This is a genomic window from Pseudomonas sp. S3_G06 (assembly GCF_054667565.1).
Genome location: NZ_CP162738.1, coordinates 1,706,509 through 1,722,951, shown reverse-complemented (window position 1 = coordinate 1,722,951; position 16,443 = coordinate 1,706,509). Strand labels below are relative to the sequence as shown.

At 60.0% G+C, this 16,443-nt stretch carries 17 protein-coding genes; 8 read left to right on the top strand and 9 right to left on the bottom strand.

The annotated features are described in order from the left end of the window. Nucleotides 1-41 precede the first annotated feature (41 nt). On the top strand, nt 42-665 hold the full coding sequence (locus AB4N47_RS07975; protein WP_341637273.1) for a glutathione S-transferase family protein: 624 nt from the start codon (nt 42-44) through the stop codon (nt 663-665). Nucleotides 666-677: 12 nt separating this feature from the next. Here the strand turns inward: AB4N47_RS07975 and ptrR are convergent, their stop codons facing one another. Then, nucleotides 678-1,556: a putrescine utilization regulator PtrR gene (gene ptrR / locus AB4N47_RS07970; RefSeq protein WP_038862196.1), complete on the bottom strand. Its 879-nt coding sequence runs from the start codon at nt 1,554-1,556 to the stop codon at nt 678-680. 104 nt (nt 1,557-1,660) lie between these two features. Here ptrR and AB4N47_RS07965 point away from each other — a divergent pair, with 104 nt between their 5' ends. Continuing rightward, nucleotides 1,661-3,052 (top strand): aldehyde dehydrogenase family protein, encoded by a 1,392-nt coding sequence (locus tag AB4N47_RS07965; protein ID WP_341637272.1) that lies wholly within the window; start codon nt 1,661-1,663, stop codon nt 3,050-3,052. Between the two features lie 161 nt (nt 3,053-3,213). On the opposite strand, the gene AB4N47_RS07960 is transcribed toward AB4N47_RS07965, so the two are convergent. Continuing rightward, nucleotides 3,214-4,383: a DUF1624 domain-containing protein gene (locus AB4N47_RS07960; RefSeq protein ID WP_341637271.1), complete on the bottom strand. Its 1,170-nt coding sequence runs from the start codon at nt 4,381-4,383 to the stop codon at nt 3,214-3,216. Nucleotides 4,384-4,553: 170 nt separating this feature from the next. Between AB4N47_RS07960 and AB4N47_RS07955 the strand changes: the two genes are divergently transcribed. After that, on the top strand, nt 4,554-5,150 hold the full coding sequence (locus AB4N47_RS07955) for a paraquat-inducible protein A (RefSeq protein ID WP_016775060.1): 597 nt from the start codon (nt 4,554-4,556) through the stop codon (nt 5,148-5,150). After that, nucleotides 5,147-5,833, top strand: a complete 687-nt coding sequence (locus AB4N47_RS07950) for a paraquat-inducible protein A (protein WP_339101435.1) — start codon at nt 5,147-5,149, stop codon at nt 5,831-5,833. The genes AB4N47_RS07955 and AB4N47_RS07950 overlap by 4 nt, the downstream gene beginning before the upstream one ends. Here the strand turns inward: AB4N47_RS07950 and ydiJ are convergent. Beyond that, nucleotides 5,766-8,792: a D-2-hydroxyglutarate dehydrogenase YdiJ gene (gene ydiJ, locus AB4N47_RS07945; protein WP_341637537.1), complete on the bottom strand. Its 3,027-nt coding sequence runs from the start codon at nt 8,790-8,792 to the stop codon at nt 5,766-5,768. The genes AB4N47_RS07950 and ydiJ overlap by 68 nt on opposite strands. 157 nt (nt 8,793-8,949) lie before the next feature. On the opposite strand from ydiJ, the gene AB4N47_RS07940 reads away from it, so the two are divergent. After that, a complete protein-coding gene (locus tag AB4N47_RS07940) occupies nt 8,950-9,834 on the top strand; it encodes a LysR substrate-binding domain-containing protein (RefSeq protein WP_341637270.1) in 885 nt (294 codons plus the stop codon). A gap of 102 nt (nt 9,835-9,936) precedes the next feature. Here the strand turns inward: AB4N47_RS07940 and AB4N47_RS07935 are convergent, their stop codons facing one another. Both AB4N47_RS07935 and AB4N47_RS07930 read right to left on the bottom strand, forming a co-directional pair. After that, on the bottom strand, nt 9,937-11,211 hold the full coding sequence (locus AB4N47_RS07935; RefSeq protein WP_341637269.1) for a glucarate dehydratase family protein: 1,275 nt from the start codon (nt 11,209-11,211) through the stop codon (nt 9,937-9,939). Nucleotides 11,212-11,241: 30 nt separating this feature from the next. After that, nucleotides 11,242-12,609 (bottom strand): MFS transporter, encoded by a 1,368-nt coding sequence (locus AB4N47_RS07930; protein ID WP_341637268.1) that lies wholly within the window; start codon nt 12,607-12,609, stop codon nt 11,242-11,244. 119 nt (nt 12,610-12,728) lie between these two features. Here AB4N47_RS07930 and AB4N47_RS07925 point away from each other — a divergent pair, with 119 nt between their 5' ends. Continuing rightward, on the top strand, nt 12,729-13,628 hold the full coding sequence (locus AB4N47_RS07925; protein WP_016775066.1) for a LysR family transcriptional regulator: 900 nt from the start codon (nt 12,729-12,731) through the stop codon (nt 13,626-13,628). Between the two features lie 104 nt (nt 13,629-13,732). On the opposite strand, the gene AB4N47_RS07920 is transcribed toward AB4N47_RS07925, so the two are convergent. Together AB4N47_RS07920 and AB4N47_RS07915 are read right to left on the bottom strand one after the other, a co-directional pair. Beyond that, complete coding sequence (locus AB4N47_RS07920; protein ID WP_341637267.1) at nt 13,733-14,377, bottom strand: DUF6338 family protein; 645 nt, start codon at nt 14,375-14,377, stop codon at nt 13,733-13,735. Nucleotides 14,378-14,563: 186 nt separating this feature from the next. After that, complete coding sequence (locus AB4N47_RS07915) at nt 14,564-14,899, bottom strand: hypothetical protein (RefSeq protein WP_024013232.1); 336 nt, start codon at nt 14,897-14,899, stop codon at nt 14,564-14,566. A gap of 185 nt (nt 14,900-15,084) precedes the next feature. On the opposite strand from AB4N47_RS07915, the gene AB4N47_RS07910 reads away from it, so the two are divergent. After that, nucleotides 15,085-15,324, top strand: a complete 240-nt coding sequence (locus tag AB4N47_RS07910; RefSeq protein ID WP_051600740.1) for a hypothetical protein — start codon at nt 15,085-15,087, stop codon at nt 15,322-15,324. Nucleotides 15,325-15,379: 55 nt separating this feature from the next. Here the strand turns inward: AB4N47_RS07910 and AB4N47_RS07905 are convergent, their stop codons facing one another. Beyond that, nucleotides 15,380-15,577, bottom strand: a complete 198-nt coding sequence (locus tag AB4N47_RS07905) for a hypothetical protein (RefSeq protein ID WP_024013234.1) — start codon at nt 15,575-15,577, stop codon at nt 15,380-15,382. Between the two features lie 218 nt (nt 15,578-15,795). Here AB4N47_RS07905 and AB4N47_RS07900 point away from each other — a divergent pair, with 218 nt between their 5' ends. Beyond that, a complete protein-coding gene (locus tag AB4N47_RS07900) occupies nt 15,796-16,158 on the top strand; it encodes an NUDIX hydrolase (protein ID WP_186566706.1) in 363 nt (120 codons plus the stop codon). Between the two features lie 3 nt (nt 16,159-16,161). Here AB4N47_RS07900 and AB4N47_RS07895 read toward each other — a convergent pair whose 3' ends face one another. Continuing rightward, a complete protein-coding gene (locus AB4N47_RS07895) occupies nt 16,162-16,404 on the bottom strand; it encodes a DUF1652 domain-containing protein (RefSeq protein WP_016775073.1) in 243 nt (80 codons plus the stop codon). Between the last annotated feature and the right edge of the window lie 39 nt (nt 16,405-16,443).

The following is a 16,443-nucleotide window of genomic DNA, read 5'->3' as shown; positions in this document are numbered from 1 at the left end:
TGGTATTTTTTCTGCGTCCACTACCCGGAAAAGGAAATCCCATGCTGCGAATACTCGGCAAAGCCTCATCGATCAACGTGCGCAAAGTGCTGTGGACCTGTGCCGAACTGGGCATCCCGTTCGAGCGCGAAGACTGGGGTTCGGGCTTCCAGTCGCCGAACACGCCGGAGTTTCTCGCGCTCAATCCCTGCGCCATGGTGCCGGTGATCCAGGACGGCGATTTCACTCTCTGGGAATCCAACACCATCATTCGTTATCTGGCGACGCGTTACGGCGGTGCGCATTTATATCCGGTTGAGCCCATCGCCCGCGCGCGGGTCGATCAGTGGATCGATTGGCAGGCCTCGGAGCTGAATCGCTCGTGGTCGTACCCGCTGATGGCGCTGGTGCGCAAGTCGCCGGATTATCAGGACGGCGATGCCCTGGCCGCCGGCTGCCGGGACTGGATGCGCAACATGCAAATCCTCGACCGCCAACTGGAGAAGACTGGCGCTTACGTCAGTGGCGAGCAGTTTTCCCTGGCGGACATTCCGATCGGGCTGTCGGTCAATCGCTGGTTCGAAACGCCGCTCGATCACGGGAATCTGGCTGCGGTGCGCGCCTATTACGATCGCTTGAATCAGCGCGACGGTTATCGTTTGTACGGGCGCAATGGCACGCCGTAAAGATGCGTTCGATCAAGCTTGCTCACGCACCACGCCACGCTCTTCAAGCAAACGCACGAACATGCTCAGACTGCGCGACACCGTGCCCCGGCGCCACACCAGCCAAGTGGTCAGATAGCGGAAGTCCGCCGTCAGCGGCCAGACGCTGACCGTCGCGCTGCCGGGCATGCTCTGCAGCATTTTTCGCGGCATCAGTGCCAGGCCGGCACCGGCGCTGACGCAGGCGAGCATGCCGTGGTAGGACTCCATTTCGAAGATCTTGCCGGGTACGGCAGCGTCGGTGCTGAACCATTTTTCAAAATGGTGACGGTAGGAACAGTTGGAGCGGAAGGCGTAGATATTCTCTCCATTCACGTCAGCCGCACGTTCGACCGGTGAATGATTGAGCGGCGCGATGATGACCATTTCCTCCTCGAACGCCGGCACACCTTCCAGGGCCGGATGCAGCACCGGGCCGTCGACGAATGCGGCAGCCAGACGCCCGGACAGCACGCCGTCGATCATTGTCCCCGATGGCCCGGTCGAGAGGTCGAGGTCGACCTTCGGGTGCTGCTGGTTGTACGCCGCCAGGAGTTCGGGAATACGCACCGCTGCGGTACTTTCCAGCGAGCCCAAGGGGAACGCGCCCTGGGGTTCTTCGCCTGCCACCGTGGCGCGGGCTTCCTGCACCAGATCGAGAATGCGCCGCGTGTACTCGAGAAAACTCCACCCGGCCGGTGACAGGCGCAGACGGCTTTTCTCACGGATAAATAGATCGACGCCGAGGTCCTGCTCCAATTGTTTGATCCGCGTAGTCAGGTTCGACGGCACGCGATGAATCTGCGTGGCGGCAGCGCTGATGCTGCCGTGCTCGGCCACGGCCTTGAAGATTTCCAGTTGCACCAGATCCACAGTCATTCTCCAATCGTGAAAGAAACGCTCTCTATTATTCAGTTTCCAGAAAACTAACGCCACCCTACTCTAAGCCCATCCGACGAACCTACAGGACAACGTCAATGAGCCAGATTTCCAGCCAGACCCACGCCATCTCGATCAACCCCGCCACCGGCGAGCAGATCGGGCAATACGCGTTTGAATCCGCCGCTGCCCTTGATGCGGCACTGACTCGCGCTGCCTTCGCTTTCGGCAAGTGGAAGCGCAAGCCGCTGCAGGACCGTTCGCGTCTTTTGACCGCACTCGCCGGCGCGCTGCGTGAAACCTCAGAAGCCATGGCAACCATGATCACCCGGGAAATGGGCAAGCCGATCGCCCAGGCCCGTGGCGAAATCGAGAAATGCGCCAAGCTCTGCGAGTGGTACGCCGAACACGGCCCGGCCATGCTCGACGCCGAAGCCACCCAGGTTGAAGGCGGCAAGGCGCGTATCGAGTATCGTCCGTTGGGGCCGATTCTGGCGGTGATGCCGTGGAACTTCCCGATCTGGCAAGTGCTGCGCGGCGCGGTGCCGACGCTGATCGCTGGCAACACTTACGTGCTTAAGCATGCGCCGAACGTGATGGGCAGCGCTTATCTGCTGCGCGATGCGTTCGTCCGCGCCGGTTTTCCCGATGGCGTGTTTGAGGTGATCAACGTCACCCCGGAAGGCGTTTCCAGCGCCATCGCCGATTCGCGCATCGCCGCCGTGACCCTGACCGGCAGCGTCCGCGCCGGCATGGCCATCGGTGCTCAGGCCGGTGCGGCATTGAAGAAATGCGTGCTGGAACTGGGCGGCTCCGATCCGTTCATCGTGCTCAATGATGCTGATCTGGATGAGGCGGTGCACGCGGCGGTGGTCGGTCGCTATCAGAATTCCGGCCAGGTCTGCGCGGCTGCCAAACGTCTGATCATCGAACAAGGTGTGGTCGAGGAATTCACCCGCAAGTTCGTTGAAGCGACACGCCAGTTGAAGATGGGCGACCCGCTCAACGCTGACACTTACGTCGGGCCGATGGCGCGCTTCGATCTGCGTGATGAACTTGATCAGCAAGTGCGTGACACGCTGGAGGAAGGCGCGACGCTGCTGCTCGGCGGCAGCAAGGTTGAGGGTTCGGGCAACTACTATGAGCCGACGGTACTGGCCGATGTAACCGACCGCATGACCTCGTTCAAGCAAGAACTGTTCGGCCCGGTCGCTTCGATTATCACCGCCCGCGATTGCGCACACGCGGTGGCCTTGGCCAACGACAGCGATTTCGGCCTGACTGCCACGATCTACACCGCCAACGTCGCGCTGGCCGAGCAACTGACCAGCGAACTGGAAACCGGTGGCGTGTTCATCAACGGCTACTCGGCGAGCGATCCACGTGTGACCTTCGGCGGCGTGAAAAAAAGCGGCTTCGGTCGTGAGCTGTCGCACTTTGGCGTACGGGAATTCTGCAACGCGCAGACTGTGTGGCTGGATCGTAAATAAGCCGGGTGCCTAAAAACCCCTGGGAGCGAGGCTGCTCGCGAAAGCGTCCTGTCAGTCACCGATGCATCGACTGACACACCTCTTCGCGAGCAGGCTCGCTCCCACAGGGGCACGGCTGCGCAAATGGTTTGGGGCACGACTCCCACAAGCTCTGCTTCGATTTACAGATACTTCAGCCAGTTGATGTCTCGCCGCCGCGCTTTCAATGCAGAAAACCAGCGCACCGCCGGGAACAGCACCACGGCAAGAACCACCGCTGCCAACCACACCGCCGTCACCGTCGAAAAGCCGAAATAGTTGCCCTGATTCAGCCCCAACAGCGCTACACCGATCAGGTACAACACCTTCAACACATACAAGTGCAGCAGATAGAAAAACATCGGTGCCGAGCCGAACACCGTCAGCCAGCCAATCCAGCGGCGACTCTGCACGCGCTCAAAGGCGAGCAACAGCAACAGACCCGTACTCACAGTCAGCGCGAGAAACAGCAGCGACGGCGGGTATTTGGTGATGTTGAAAAAACTCATCAGCGTCTGTACCAGCGAATCGCTGATCGCCCACGGTTTTTCGCCGTAGCCGTTAATCAAGCGCAGCACCACAAATCCCAGCAAACCAGCGACCCCGGCAATCAGCAAACGACGCTGACGCACCGCCGCGTCCATGCCCCGAGCAAACCACGGCCCCAGCGCATAGCCCAGACCGATTACACCAATCCACGGCAGCAGCGGGTACGAGGTGCGCAGGCGCAGGGTTTCGCTGATCTCGATCCAGCCTCGATCATGCAGAATCGCCCAAGGCACATGCAGCGCCGACTCGACCGGGAAATGCACCGCGTCGAGCAGGTTGTGCCCGGCGATGATCGCCACGCTCAGCGTCAGCAGCAGCGCACGTGGCAACCAGACCAGTAATGCCAGAGCGATCATGCTCAGGCCGATCGCCCAGATCACTTGCAGGTAGATCACGCTGGGCGGTAACTGGAACGTCCAGGCGAAGTTGACCAAGGTGAACTCCAGCGCCACCAGGAACAATCCGCGCTTGAACAGAAACGCGCTGACATCGGCTTTGCCGGCGTATTTTTCGCCGTACAGCCATGCCGACAGGCCGGTCAGCAAGACAAATACCGGCGCACATAAATGCGCCAATGTGCGGCTGAAAAACAGCGCCGGCTCGGTGCTGGCGATGTCCATCGGATCGGAGACCTGTCGGTGCAACAGGAAGGTTTCACGTACGTGATCGAGCAGCATGAACAGGATCACCAGGCCTCTGAGCGCATCAATGGATAGCAGCCGGCCAGTCGTCAATGGGGCAGAACGGGGAAGCACAGGAGTCATGGGGCTTTCGCAATCGAGAGGAATAACACCGGACAGCCACAACGCCGCCCTCGAATTTTGCGTTACCTTATAACATCAAAAAAACAAAACCCAAACATCCACCATCGAGGTTGCCCCTCAGCGCCAGCCTTCTATAGTGAACAGGTCTGCCCTGTCCTTGAGCGCTGTCCATGGTCAACACCGAACACCTGATCATCTGCGAGCACTGTGATTGCGTGTACGAGAAAGTCGTGCTCGCCAAACACCAGAAAACCCTGTGCGTGCGCTGCGGTGGCGTGCTGCAGCGCTTCAATGGCCTGACCATCGAGCAGCGTCTGGCCCTGACGTTCACGGCCGCGATGCTGTGGCTGTTCGCCAATTTCTATCCGGTGATGAGCATCAGCCTCAAAGGCATGAAAAACAGCGCAACCCTATGGGATTCGGTGCTCGCGCTGAGCCAGGGGCCGATCACCTTTATCGCCATGGTCGCGGCGATCGCAATCATCATCGCCCCGGCATTTCAGTTGGTGTTGCTGGTCTGGGTGTTGAGTTTTGCCCTCGGCCTGCGTCGCGCACCGGGGTTCAATCTGTGCATGCGCTGGCTGGAAACCCTGCGCCCGTGGAGCATGCTCGAGGTGTGTCTGCTGGGGGCGATGGTCGCGGTGTTCAAACTCGCCGGCTTGCTCGATGTGCTGCCGGGGATCGGCCTGTTCGCCCTGGCGGTGCTGAGCCTGATGATGATCCGCATTGCCGGCCGTGACATCCGTGAACTCTGGGACATTTTATGAAGCGTCCACCGACCGCCAGCGAACTCAACCTGTGCCTGTGCCACAGCTGTGGTTTGGCCTGTGACATGACCGACGAGCCCCACGAATGCCCGCGCTGTGATGCGCCGTTGCATCGGCGCAAGACCAATTCGCTGACGCGCACCTGGGCGTACATGCTCGCCGCGCTGGCGTTTTATGTTCCCGCCAATCTGCTGCCGGTGATGAATACGGTGATGCTCGGCAACGGCGCCGACAGCACGATCATGAGTGGCGTGCTGGAGTTCTGGGAGGCCGGAGCGTGGGACATCGCCCTGATCATTTTCATCGCCAGCATCGCGGTGCCGGGGGTCAAGTTCGTCGCCCTGACTTTGCTGCTGGTCACCGTGCAGCGCAACAGCGATTGGGCGCGCAGGGAGCGTTCGAAGCTGTACCGCTTCGTCGAACTGATCGGCTACTGGTCGATGCTCGATGTGCTGGTGGTCGCGCTGGTCGCGGCGCTGGTGAAGTTCCAGGCGCTGGGCGATATCGAGCCACGACCGGGCATCCTGTTCTTCGGCCTGGTCGTGGTGTTCACCATGCTCGCGGCGATGAGTTTCGACCCACGCCTGATCTGGGACAGGGACACCAGCGACACGGTCAGCGACGCAGCGTCTGGAGCAGCACCTGCAACGGATGGCGCAGCGCCTGATCCGACTGGCGCTTGACCTGGCTGCGGCAGGAGTAGCCGGTCGCCAACGCCTCGCCCTGCTCCGCCGGAGCCTGCACCTGACGCGCCCACGATTGCTCGTAAATGATTGCCGAGGTCTGGCGATTGCGTGCTTCGTGGCCGTAGGTGCCGGACATGCCGCAGCAACCGGTAGCCTGCGTGGCCAGCTTCAGACCGGCACGTTCGAAGACCTCTTCCCACTGGCGGGTCGCGGCCGGCGCGTTGGTTTTCTCCGTGCAATGGGCGAGCAGACGGAATGCTTTGGGCTGAGCCTCAGGCGTCCGCTCCGGCATGACCTTGAGTAACCACTCCTGCACCAGGGCCACTTCAGGACATTCATTCAGGCCCGGTACTTTCAGGTATTCCTGGCGATAGACCAGAGTCATCGCCGGATCCAGCCCCAGCAACGGCACGCCGGTCTGCGCCAGCGCCTGCAATTGCCCAGCGTTGCGCAACGCCGCGCGATTGAACGCCGAGAGAAAGCCCTGCACATGCAGCGGTTTGCCGTTGGCGCTGAACGGCGCGAGATAGACCTGATAACCCAGACGCGAAATCAGCTCGACCAGATCAGCCAGCAGCGGCGCTTCGAAGTAGCGGGTGAAGGCGTCCTGCACGATGACCACGCTGCGTTCGCGTTGCTCTGAGGTCAGTGACGACAGCGTTGCAACCGTTGCTGGCTGCACCTGCCAACGGCGCATCGCCGCTTGGAAATCGAAACGGCTGAGCAACGGCACATCGACCATGCCACCGATCCGCGACAGCGCACTGCGCACCCAGCCCGCGCCCATCAAACCGTTGTACAGCGCCGGAATCCGCGCCATGTAGGGAATGGTGTATTCCAGCGAGGCAATCAGATAGTCCCGCGCCGGACGCAGATAACGACTGTGATACAGCTCGAGAAAACGCGAGCGGAATTCCGGCACGTTGACCTTCACCGGGCACTGCCCCGCGCAGGATTTGCAGGCCAGACAACCGGCCATGGCGTCGTACACCTCATGGGAAAAATCCGCCGATGGATCGCGACCGTTGCGCCAGCGCCGCCACAGCGTGCTGAAAAACGCCGGTTTACGGATTGCGTCCGAGAGCACATCGACGCCCGCCTCGCCCTGCAACCGCAGCCATTCCCGAATCAGCGAAGCGCGGCCCTTGGGCGATTGCGCGCGTTCGCGGGTGGCTTTCCACGACGGGCACATGGCGTCATCAGGATCGAAGTTGTAGCAGGCGCCGTTGCCATTGCAGTGCATGGCGGCGCCGTAGCTTTGCCAGACTTTTTCGTCGATCTGCCGATCCAGCTCGCCGCGCAGGGTCACTTCGTCGATCTTCAGCAGTGCTGCGCCGCTGTTGGCCGGCGTAGCGATTTTGCCCGGGTTGAACTGGTTGAATGGGTCGAACGCGGCTTTCAAGGCTTGCAGCGCCGGGTACAACTCGCCGAAGAATGCCGGCGCGTACTCCGAACGCAGGCCCTTGCCATGCTCGCCCCAGAGCAGACCGCCGTAGCGCTGGGTCAGCGCCGCTACGCCATCGGACACCGGGCGTACCAGGGCCGCTTGCTGCGGGTCTTTCATGTCGAGGATCGGCCGCACGTGCAGTACGCCGGCGTCGACATGGCCGAACATGCCGTACTGCAAACCGTGGCTGTCGAGCAGGTCGCGCAGTTCGGCGATGTATTCGGCCAAATGCTGCGGCGGCACGGCGGTGTCTTCAACGAAAGGCTGCGGGCGGGCTTCACCGGCGACGTTGCCGAGCAGGCCCACCGCCCGTTTGCGCATGCCATAGACCTTGTTCACCGCTGCCTGACCGATCGCCAGCGTATGCCCCAGGCGCTCCACCGTGCGGTCGTTTTGCAGATGTTCGAGGAACGCTTCGACGCGGCGCTGCAGGTCTTCGGGATCGTCACCGCAGAACTCGACCAGATTGATGCCCAGAGTCGGTCGCTCAGGGTTTTCGGGAAAATATTCGGCAACGCCGTGCCAGACGATGTCCTGCATCGCCAGCAGCAACACCTTGGAATCGACGGTTTCGATCGACAACGGCTTGAGCGCCATCAACGCCCGCGCATCGCGCAAGGCATCCATGAACCCGGCGTAGCGGATGTTGACCAGCATGGTGTGCTTGGGAATCGGCAGCACGTTCAACCGCGCTTCGACGACGAAGCCCAGCGAGCCCTCAGCGCCACACAGCACGCTGTTGAGGTTGAAGCGCTGATCGGCCTCGCGCAGATGCGCCAGGTCATAACCGGTCAGGCAGCGGTTGAGATCCGGAAAGCGTGCCTTGATCAGCTCGCCCTGTTCATCAATGATCTGCCGCGCACAACGATAGACTTCGCCGACGCGATCATCGCGGGCGCACTGCGCTGCAAGCTCATCCTCGGCCAGCGGCAGGCCGTGCAGACGCTCGCCGCCGCGCAGGATCATCTCCAGTTCCAGCACATGGTCGCGGGTTTTGCCGTAGGTGCAACTGCCCTGGCCGCTGGCGTCGGTGTTGATCATGCCGCCGACCGTGGCGCGGTTCGAGGTCGACAGTTCCGGAGCAAAAAACAGCCCGGCGGATTTCAGCGCGGCGTTGAGCTGGTCCTTGACCACCCCGGCCTGCACCCGCACCCAGCGTTGTTCAACATTGATTTCCAGAATGCGATTCATGTGCCGCGACAGGTCGACGACGATGCCGTCCGTCAGCGATTGACCGTTGGTGCCGGTGCCACCGCCACGCGGGGAGATCACCACTTTCTCGTACGCCGGTTCGGCAATCAGCCGCGCCACACGTGCAACGTCTTCGGCGTCCAGCGGAAACACCGCCGCTTGCGGCAAGCGCTGATAGATCGAGTTGTCGGTCGCGAGCACCACGCGGCTGGCGTAATCAGCGCTGATTTCACCGCGAAAGCCGCTGTCCTTCAGGGCGACGAGGAATTGTTGGTAATCGCCGGTCAGGGCTTTGGCAGGCGACAGCTGGGCAATCATCGGTCGGGTCATCTCGGTCAAATCGGGCTGTGTGGCGGTGAACAGTTGTGCGCAATGAATGATTGCTTCAGGATCCGCCATCTGATTGCGCCCATGTTCATTGCTTGCCAGCCATGGAACAAGCGTAATTTCGACCCGCTATCGATGAGTTTTACGAATGAATCCGCGCACCCTCACACCGTCCATGTCGCTGCTGCTGGCTTTCGAGGCCGCCGCTCGCCACGAAAGCTACACCCGCGCCGCCCATGAGCTGTCACTGACACAGAGCGCGGTCAGTCGCCAGGTACAGATTCTCGAGAAGATGCTGGGCATGCGCTTGTTCAGCCGCGAAGGCCGGCAGGTGGTGCTGACGGATGTCGGGCGCATGTATCAGCGCGAGCTCAGCGAAGCCCTCGGACAGATTCGCAGCGCAACCTTGCAGGCGATGGCGTTTGGTTCGGGCATCCATAGCCTGCGCCTGGCGACGCTGCCAACCTTCGGTTCGAAATGGCTGCTGCCACGGTTGAAGGATTTCTACACGGCGCACCCGGGCATGACCGTGCACCTGCATTCGCGGATCGAAACCATCGATTTCGACACCAGCGAAATCGACGCCGCCATCTGCGTCGGCGGCGGTGAGTGGTCAGGCCTGACCGCCCTGCCCCTGCACACCGAAGAATTGGTGGCGATTGCCAGCGCGCAGCTGTCGGCGAATGAACGCGACGAGGCCGAGCGGCACATGGCCGGGCAGTTGCTGCTCAACGTCAGCAGCAATGCCCAGGCATGGGCGGAATGGTTCAGCCATCACCAGCTGCCGCATCGCAGCATGCGGATCGGGCCGAGCTTCGAAATGACCTCGCACTTGATTCAGGCAGTACGCGCCAATATCGGCGTCGGCCTGGTGCCGCGTATTCTGGTCGAGGAGGAATTGCTCAAGGGCGATTTGCTGCAACTGGGCGAGCCGATTACCAGCCGACGCAGCTATTACCTGGTGTATCCGCCGCGCAATGAGAATTTGCCTTCGTTGAAGGCGTTCAGGGATTGGCTGATTGATACCCTCTGAAGGATCGCGTCGCGGCCATTCGCGAGCAGGCTCGCTCCCACAGGGAAATGTATGCCAAGTGTGGGAGCGAGCCTGCTCGCGAAGAGGCCAGTCGCAACGACCTTAAAACCTCGGCTTGACCGCCCGCCAATCCGCCTTGTACCGCTGCATCTGCCGCACATCATCCCTCTGGCGAATCCCGCACGTCAGGTACTGTTCATGCAGCTTGGCCAGTTGCTCGTGATCCAGTTCCAAACCCAACCCCGGCGCACGGGTGATCTTCACGCAGCCATCGACAATCGGCAGCTTGCCGCCCTTGATCACTTCCTCGTCCGGCTCCTGCCACGGGTAGTGGGTGTCGCAGGCGTAATCCAGATTCGGCACTGCCGCCGCAACGTGCGCCATGGCCATCAGGCTGATGCCCAGGTGCGAGTTGGAATGCATCGACACGCCGAGGCCGAACACGTCGCACATTTTCGCCAGCGTCTGCGTATCCCGCAGGCCACCCCAGTAATGGTGGTCGGCGAGGACGATCTGCACGCTGTTCAACGCAACGCTGCGGCGGAACTCGTCGAAATCAGTGACGACCATATTGGTCGCCAAGGGCAGACCGGTGCGTTTGTGCAGTTCAGCCATGCCATCAAGGCCCGGCGTTGGGTCTTCGTAATACTGCAGGTCATCGCCGAGCAGTTCGGCCATGCGAATCGCCGTCTCCAGCGACCAGTTGCCGTTCGGGTCGATGCGCAGCGGCAATCCCGGAAAGGCTTTTTTCAGTGCCTTGATGCAAGCCACTTCATGCTCCGGCGGCAAGGTGCCGGCCTTGAGCTTGATGCTCTTGAATCCGTACGCTTCGATCATTCGTCCTGCCTGCGCGACGATCTGCTGCTCGCTCAGCGCCTCGCCCCAGTTGTCCGGCTTGTAGGGCGAGTCGATATGCTCGGCGTACTTGAAAAACAGGTAAGCGCTGAACGGCACTTCATCGCGGATCGCCCCGCCGAGCAGGTCCACCAGCGGCACGTTCAGGTAGTGCGCCTGCAAATCAAGAAACGCTACTTCGAATGCCGAGTAGGCATTGCTCACCGCTTTGCTGGCGTGGGAACCGGGGGCCAGTTCGGCGCCAGCGACGCTGGCGGGTTTATTCGCCGCCACGGTGGCCTGCACGATCGCGCGCAATTGATTGAGGTTGAACGGATCGAGGCCGATCAACTGGCTCTGCAATTGTTGCTGGATCGCCAGCGCCGGGGCATCGCCGTAGCTTTCGCCGAGACCGATGTAGCCGTTATCACTTTCAATCTCGATGATCGAGCGCAGGGCAAAGGGTTCGTGGATACCACTGGCGTTGAGCAGTGGCGGATCACGAAAGGCAATCGGGGTGACGCTGACACGGGTGATTTTCAAGATAACGCTCCTGACAGATCAACAATCGATTCAGTGGCTCGCAGCCGGACGAGCCGGCGCCACAACGGCGGCTTCGTCACTTGGCTTTGCCGGGGTTTTACCGTTGGCGCCAGGCGCCGTGCGGGCGAAGAAGATCACCACGGCGGCGACCAGCGATGTCGCCGCCAGGCCATACAGGCCGCCCTCGATGGAACCGGTGGTTTGTTCGAGAATGCCGAACGCGGTCGGCGCGACGAAGCCGCCAAGGTTGCCGATGGAGTTGATCAGCGCGATCACCGCCGCAGCGATGCGCGCGTCCAGATAGCTTTGCGGAATCGGCCAGAACAGCGCCGATGCCGCTTTGAAGCCGATGGCGGCAAAGCAGATGGCGACGAAGGCAAACACCGGGCCGCCGATGGTTGACATGAACATACCGATGGCGGCGATCACCAGGGTCAGCGCGACCCAGGCTTGCTGGAATTTCCATTTGCCGGCCATCGCTGCGAAGCCATACATGGCGACGATCGAAATGATCCACGGAATGGAGTTGAGCAGCCCGACCTGGAAATCACCTAGGTTGCCCATCTTCTTGATCATGCTCGGCAGCCAGAACGTTGCGCCGTAGATGGTCAGGGCAATGGAAAAGTAGATGAAGCAGAACAGCGCGATCTGCCGGTCAGCCAACAGCTTGAACATCGACGGCTTGGCGACTTGTACCGCTTCGCGAGTGCGCTGCTCCTCGGCAATCGCCGCGACCAGTGCGTCCCGCTCTTCCTCGCTCAGCCACTTGGCTTGGCGCGGGTGCGATTGCAGCCAGAACCAGACGAAAGCACACAGCACCACCGACGCTGCGCCTTCGATCAGAAACATCCACTGCCAGCCGTGCATGCCCAGTCCGCTGATATGCAACAGCGCACCGGACACCGGGCCGGAAATCACCGAGGCAATCGCTGAGCCGCTGAGAAACACCGCCATGGTTTTGCCGCGCTCGGACGCCGGCAGCCACTGGGTGAAGTAGTAAATGATCCCCGGGAAGAACCCGGCCTCGGCCGCCCCAAGAATAAAGCGCAGTACATAGAAGCTGGTTTCACCTTGAACGAAGGCCATGGCCATCGCTGCGGCGCCCCAGGTGAACATGATCCGCGTCAGCCAGACCCGCGCGCCGTAGCGCTGCAACAGCATGTTCGACGGCACTTCGAACAGTGCGTAACCGATGAAAAACAATCCGGCGCCAAGTCCATAAGCCGCTGCGCCAATGCCCAGATCGGTTTCCAGATGGCTGCGCACAAAACCGATATTGACCCGATCGATGTAATTAACGATGAACATCACCACGAACAGCGGCAGCACGTGGCGTTTGACCTTGGCGGCGGCGCGGGCGAGCACCGAGATGTCCGGCGGACTCTGAAGGATTTTCAAGGGGCGACTCCCGATCTTGTTTTTTTAGGGATGACTTGAAGCAATGAGCCGATCATGGACGTCGCGCATTGATCCCGTCTAATCTAAACAGGCATTCGATTGATACCCGGATTAGATCAATGTTCGAGCTCACCCAACTGCGCTGTTTCACCACGGTCGCCACCGAACTCAACTTTCGCCGCGCCGCCGAGCGCCTGAACATGACCCAGCCGCCGCTGAGTCGGCAGATTCAGCTGCTGGAGCATCACCTTGGCGTCGAATTGTTTACCCGCAGCACCCGAAGCGTTGCGCTGACGGCGGCGGGCCGGGCGTTTTTCGTTGAAGCGCAGAATCTGCTGGAGCGCGCCCAGCAAGCAGCGATCACCGCACGCCGGTTTGCCGAGGGCGACATTGGCTCCGTGAACATCGCGTTCGTCGGCAGCGCGGTATATGAATTTCTGCCCAAGGTGATCGCCGAAGCGCGACTCAAACAGCCTCAGGTGAAAATCGATCTGGCAGAGATGAATACCTATCAGCAGCACGAGGCCTTGCGCGCTCGCCGTATCGACCTGGGCATCGCCCGGGCGCCATTGCAGGAACCGGGCTATGCCACCGAATGCCTGGTGCGCGAACCGTTTGTGCTGGCGGTGCCGAGCGGGCATCGGTTGGCCAATGCAGCTGAGGTATCAGTGGCTGATCTGGATAAACAACCGTTCCTGATGTACTCCCATGAAGCCTATCCGCCGTTCAACGAACTGTTGACCGGCACGCTGCGCTCAGCGCGGGTGGCGCCGGATTACGTGCAGTGGCTGGGCTCGTCGCTGACGATTCTGGCGCTGGTCAACGCTGGCATGGGTCTGGCGCTGGTACCGCGTTGCGCGACCAGCGTGGTGTTCAGGAATGTGGTGTTTCGCGAGATTGATCTGGGCGAAGGGGTGCAAAGCGAACTGCATCTGATCTGGCGGGAGAACAATGACAACCCGGCGTTCGCGATGTTGCTGGAGGCGATTCGCCGGGCGGTGGTGCAGGGTTGGGGCTGAAGAAGTTTATCGTCTAGACCGTGGTTTCAGAGGCGGCGGCGCACTGGGGCCTTTGATCAAGGGCACGTCCAGCATTTTTCCGTCCGGCCCGACAAAGAGTCGCTCTAAATGCTTTGGCATGGGTTGTGGTGCTCTGGCAGTTGGCATGTTGATCCCTCTGATACTGGGCTGAACTCGACCCATTTGACTTTGGCGGAATCTATCAACAAAAACTCCGCGCCAATAGATGCAGGTTGGCCATCATCCGTGAGCCAACGCGGATATTTCATCACGAACTGACCATTGGATGATTCCCGTGGCCACTCGACCGGCCAGCCAAATACGCGCCTTTCATCGTTTAAATGCAGGGTTATAAAGCGCTCATGTTGGGCGAAAGCGCAGAACCATTCACTGGGGAAAGAAGATTGTTTCGTTACATTTCGCCTGCGCAACCAGCGGTGCAACTTGTCACTTGTCGCCAGATAACAGGCAAACAATCCCAGCATCAGCGAAAACATAAATGCCCAAAGCGTCTGCGCCCGGCCGTCCCAGTGTCCTAGAGAAAAACCCTTCGAGCCAATCCACAAACAGAGGTTGCCCACCGCCAACACCGCGCCCTGAATCACAAATGTGAATATCAGCGCCTGCACGATCTGGCCGAACGTATCCGGTCGCTTGAATGCCGTAAGTGAATAGAAGATCCAGGTCGATAGAAAACCTGGGATTAGATACTGCAACAGCGGAATGATTTCCTTGACCAGATCATCCATGATCCGAGACTCCTTTCAGTCATGCCGATCCCGTCACGGGCCGACATTCAAAGCCTAGTCGAGGATCCGGCAGCGCCTCGCGGGCAACTGTCACAGCCCATTGCAAGCGTTTAACGGGAGCTCCATGCAATAAAAAAGGCAGACACCGTTACTCGGAGTCTGCCTTTTTGCGATTTGTAAGCCTGGTTACAGGCAGTCACGCACCGATTGGCGCAGCGATCCGGACTTGGCCCACGGCGGCCCCTGGTAGAGAGACACTTTGCTGCCGTCCTTGTATTTGACGATATCGAGAATCTCATCCGCCGTGATAATGCTCGGCGCGGTAATCCGGTAGCCGTTGGAAATCGACGTCTGCGAAGTCTTGGCCACGTCCTTCTGCCACAACGGTAACAAACACGCGGCATATTCCTTGGGAGGCTTGTCACTGGTCTTGCTGAGGTTGGGCTCGCCTGGCACCAGCGATGCTGGTAACGAGCAACCCGTCAACAGGGCCAGTGCCAAAGTGCCGATCCATACGCGCATGCTGTTTACCTGTTCCGAAAAAACGTGAATGTACCGTTTAACTGCGTGCACATCCATCGTGGCACCCCCGTCGTTACCTGGGTTTGGACAATTTTTTACATCGGTTCAGCCGGGCGTCAGATGGCCTGGCCCCATGTGGAAAAATGCGACTACTCTTTTCTACCGAGAATGTTCTGGAGGTGATCATGCGGCTCAATGAATACGAACACGAACTTCAACGGGATTTGCAAAGCGTGGCCTCTGACCTGAGGTGGTCGGCGGTCGATCTCAAGCGCATTGCCGAACAATTGCGCAAATCAGGTAACGAGGCAGACGCCCAGACTGTATTGCGGTCTTGCGAAATCCTGCAAAACGACGAAGAGAGATTGCAGATCTATGCCAAGGAGGTAAAAGCCCGGACCATCAGCCGAATCAAGGTGCACTGAGTTCTGATCCAAACAGAAGCCCCGGTCGAAACCGGGGCTCTTTCGTTATAACGCGTCAACTCACGTTCTGGCTTTGCACCCGCTTGGCGCGTTGCTTGTAACCAGGAAGCGCCGCCGCATAGGCCATCGCTTCCTCCCTGCTGGTGAATGACGCCAACCGGTCGCCCTGAGTGCAAACCCGCCATGGGCCGTTGTTCACGCTGAGCACGTCATAACCGTTCATGTGCAGCTTGTTCAGCATTGGAATGCTCATGAGCACCTCCATTTCGTCAACGGTGTTTTCGATGTACGGACTTACCTTACACCCGCTCCCCGCTTCGGTGTAAACCGGATTCGCCCTGGCTCATGTCAATTCACTGGCACTTTTTGCTACGCAAATGGCTCCGAATCAAGAGGGAACCTTTAAACTCGCTCGCGGCTCGAATATTGCAAATTGATTACAGATTTATGACACGCATCAACAGGGCAATCATGAAAGTACGCGCCACCGTCATTTGCGAACAGGATCGCCATATCCTCCTGGTACGCAAACCCCGCCATCACTGGTCATTGCCCGGCGGCAAGGTCGAACCCGGGGAAACCCGTGCGGCGGCAGCCGTGCGCGAGTTGCAGGAGGAAACCGGGCTCAATGCTGAGGACGTCCTGTACCTGATGGATTTTCAGGCGGGCAGTACGCGCCATCATGTGTACGAGGCTTCGGTGGTCAACCTCGACGATGTGCGCCCGCAGAACGAAATCGTCGATTGCATCTGGTACCCGCTCGATGCCGTGCACAATCTTGAAACCAATGAAGCGACAAGGCGCATCGTGCAGGCCTTTCAACGGCGTTTATGACAATCAGCCGGCGAACGCCCTGCGACCGGCGCTGATTTCCGTTCGCAACTCACCGATGAAATTGGAAATATCGCGAATCGTCACCAGATGCTCGGGAGAAACGCCGTCAAGCAACAACTCGACACGCCCACTGCCCGGCTCATACACCTTGATCCGCAACAGACCTTGTCCGGTTGGTGTGCAATCACACTTGAACGTGGGGAAGCCTGACTCGACGATCCGGCAAATATCGGCAATGGCAAGCATGGACGGGCGCCTCGCAGGCGGAGAATCGATCCATCGAGC